At 70.2% G+C, this 2,632-nt stretch carries 2 protein-coding genes; one reads left to right on the forward strand and one right to left on the reverse strand.

Going from position 1 to position 2,632, the window contains the following annotated elements:
- The coding region (locus tag ACFW2E_RS44970; protein ID WP_384477434.1) for an ATP-dependent Clp protease ATP-binding subunit at positions 1-1,964 on the reverse strand (1,964 nt) is incomplete at its 3' end.
- A 132-nt stretch (positions 1,965-2,096) separates the two neighbouring features.
- On the opposite strand from ACFW2E_RS44970, the gene ACFW2E_RS44975 reads away from it, so the two are divergent.
- Positions 2,097-2,510: a pyridoxamine 5'-phosphate oxidase family protein gene (locus ACFW2E_RS44975; protein ID WP_384477437.1), complete on the forward strand. Its 414-nt coding sequence runs from the start codon at positions 2,097-2,099 to the stop codon at positions 2,508-2,510.
- Positions 2,511-2,632: the final 122 nt, after the last annotated feature.

Genomic DNA, 2,632 nt, shown 5'->3' on the forward strand with positions numbered 1-2,632 from the left:
GGGGGACCCCCTACCACCCGGCCCACCGTGTGATACTCGCCGTCAACCTCAATTTCGATGCGTACCAGGGCCCCTTCGTCGTCGACGAGGAAGTCGGCGAGCGCCTTGGCGAGTTCGGTCTTGCCGACGCCGGTCGGGCCGAGGAAGAGGAAGGAGCCGGTGGGCCGGTCGGGGTCGGCGATGCCGGCCCGGCTGCGCCGCACCGCGTCCGACACCGCCCGTACGGCCTCGGTCTGGCCGATGAGCCGGCGGCCGAGCTCGTCCTCCATGCGCAGCAGCTTCTGCGTCTCGCCCTCCAGGAGGCGGCCGGCCGGGATGCCGGTCCAGGACGCGACGACGTCGGCGATGTCGTCGGAGCCGACCTCGTCCTTCACCATCGTGTCCCGGGAGACCTCCTCCTCGGCCTCGGAGGCGGCCTCCAGCTCCTTCTCCAGGGCGGGGATCTCGCCGTACAGCATCTTGGAGGCGGTGTCGAAGTCGCCGTCGCGCTGGGCGCGTTCGGCCTGTCCGCGCAGGTCGTCGAGGCGTTCCTTCAGCTCGCCGACCCGGTTGAGGGACTGCTTCTCCTTCTCCCAGCGGGCGTTGAGACCGCGCAGCTCCTCCTCCTTGTCGGCGAGGTCGCGTCGCAGCTTCTCCAGACGTTCGCGGGAGGCCGGGTCGGTCTCCTTGTCGAGGGCCAGTTCCTCCATCTTCAACCGGTCGACGGCGCGCTGGAGTTCGTCGATCTCGACGGGCGACGAGTCGATCTCCATGCGCAGCCGGGACGCGGCCTCGTCGACGAGGTCGATGGCCTTGTCGGGCAGGAACCGGGAGGTGATGTACCGGTCGGACAGACCGGCGGCGGCCACCAGCGCGCTGTCCGCGATCTGCACCTTGTGGTGGGCCTCGTAGCGGCCCTTGAGCCCGCGCAGGATGGCGATGGAGTCCTCGACGGTGGGTTCGGCGACCAGCACCTGCTGGAAGCGGCGCTCCAGCGCCGGGTCCTTCTCGATCCGCTCGCGGTACTCGTCGAGGGTGGTGGCGCCGACCATGCGCAGCTCACCGCGGGCGAGCATGGGCTTGAGCATGTTGCCGGCGTCCATGGCGGAGTCACCGCCCGCGCCCGCGCCCACCACGGTGTGCAGCTCGTCGATGAAGGTGATGATCTGCCCGTCGGAGTCCTTGATCTCGGCGAGGACGGTCTTCAGCCGCTCCTCGAACTCGCCGCGGTACTTGGCTCCGGCGACCATGGCGCCGAGGTCGAGCGCGACGAGCCGCTTGTCCTTCAGGGACTCGGGGACGTCGCCCTTCACGATCCGCTGGGCGAGCCCCTCGACGACGGCGGTCTTGCCGACGCCGGGCTCGCCGATGAGCACGGGGTTGTTCTTGGTGCGGCGGCTGAGCACCTGCACGACGCGCCGGATCTCCTGGTCGCGGCCGATGACGGGGTCGAGCTTGCCGTCCCGCGCGGCGGCGGTGAAGTCGGTGCCGAACTTCTCCAGGGCCTTGTACTGGCCCTCCGGGTCGGCAGTGGTCACGCGGCGCCCTCCTCGGGCCTTCTGGAAGGCGTCCAGCAGCTTCTTCGGGGTGGCTCCCTGCCCGGCGAGCACGTCGCCGGCGGTGCCGCCCTTGGCGGCGATGCCGATGAGCAGGTGTTCGGTGGAGAGGTACTCGTCGCCGAGTTCCTTCGCGCGGTCGGCCGCGTCCGCGATGACGGCGAGGAGTTCACGGTTGGGCTGCGGGGGCGCGACCGTGGATCCGGCCACGCTGGGCAGCGCGGCGAGGGCCTTCTCCGCCCCGGAACGCACGGCGGCCTGGTCGGCGTCGACCGCGGCCAGCAGGTCGACGATGTTCTCGTTGTCCTGCCCCTGGAGCAGAGCCAGCAGCAGATGGGCGGGCGTCAAATCCGGGTGCCCCTCGGTCACGGCCCGGTTCGTGGCCGCGTTGATCGCGTCCCGGCTCCTGTTGGTCAGCTCGGCATCCACGTTCGCGTTCTCCTCCTCGGCGTCGCCTTGTCCGCCATCTCTCCCAGTGCTGACTTAACCAACGTACACAAAGTTGAGTCTATTCCACTCAAGGTAGGTCCGGGGAACCTTTGGCGACTAGCTTCCGGATACATGAGTACCTACTCCGTAGACCCGGGCGCCCCGGACCCGTCGTACCTCGCCTTCTGGCGGGAGCGCCACCTGTGCACGCTGACGACGCTGCGCCCGGACGGCAGCCCGCACGTCGTTCCCGTCGGAGTGACATACGACCCGCAGGCGCGGCTGGCCCGGGTGCTGACGAACCGGACGAGCGCGAAGGTGGCCCACGTCCTCGCGGCCGCGCCCCTCGGCGCCCCGGCCGCGGTCTGCCAGGTCGACGGCCGGCGCTGGGCGACCCTGGAGGGCCGGGCCTTCGTGCGCACCGACCCGGACCGGATCGCGGACGCGGTACGGCGCTATGCCGAGCGCTACGGGAGGACACCCGGGCCGAACCCGCACCGGGTGCTGATCGAGATCGAGCTGGAGCGGGCGCTGGGGCGCGGCTGACGGGCGGGGCGGCGGAATCACGCCCCAGCGGAATTCGGCCACCATGAGACGAGACCGAAAACCGTCTGTACGTGGAAATGTCCCCCAAAACTGCAGCGGCGTCACCGTGTTCAGGTCTCGGT

It is taken from the genome of Streptomyces sp. NPDC058964, assembly GCF_042741275.1.
GTDB lineage: Bacteria > Actinomycetota > Actinomycetes > Streptomycetales > Streptomycetaceae > Streptomyces.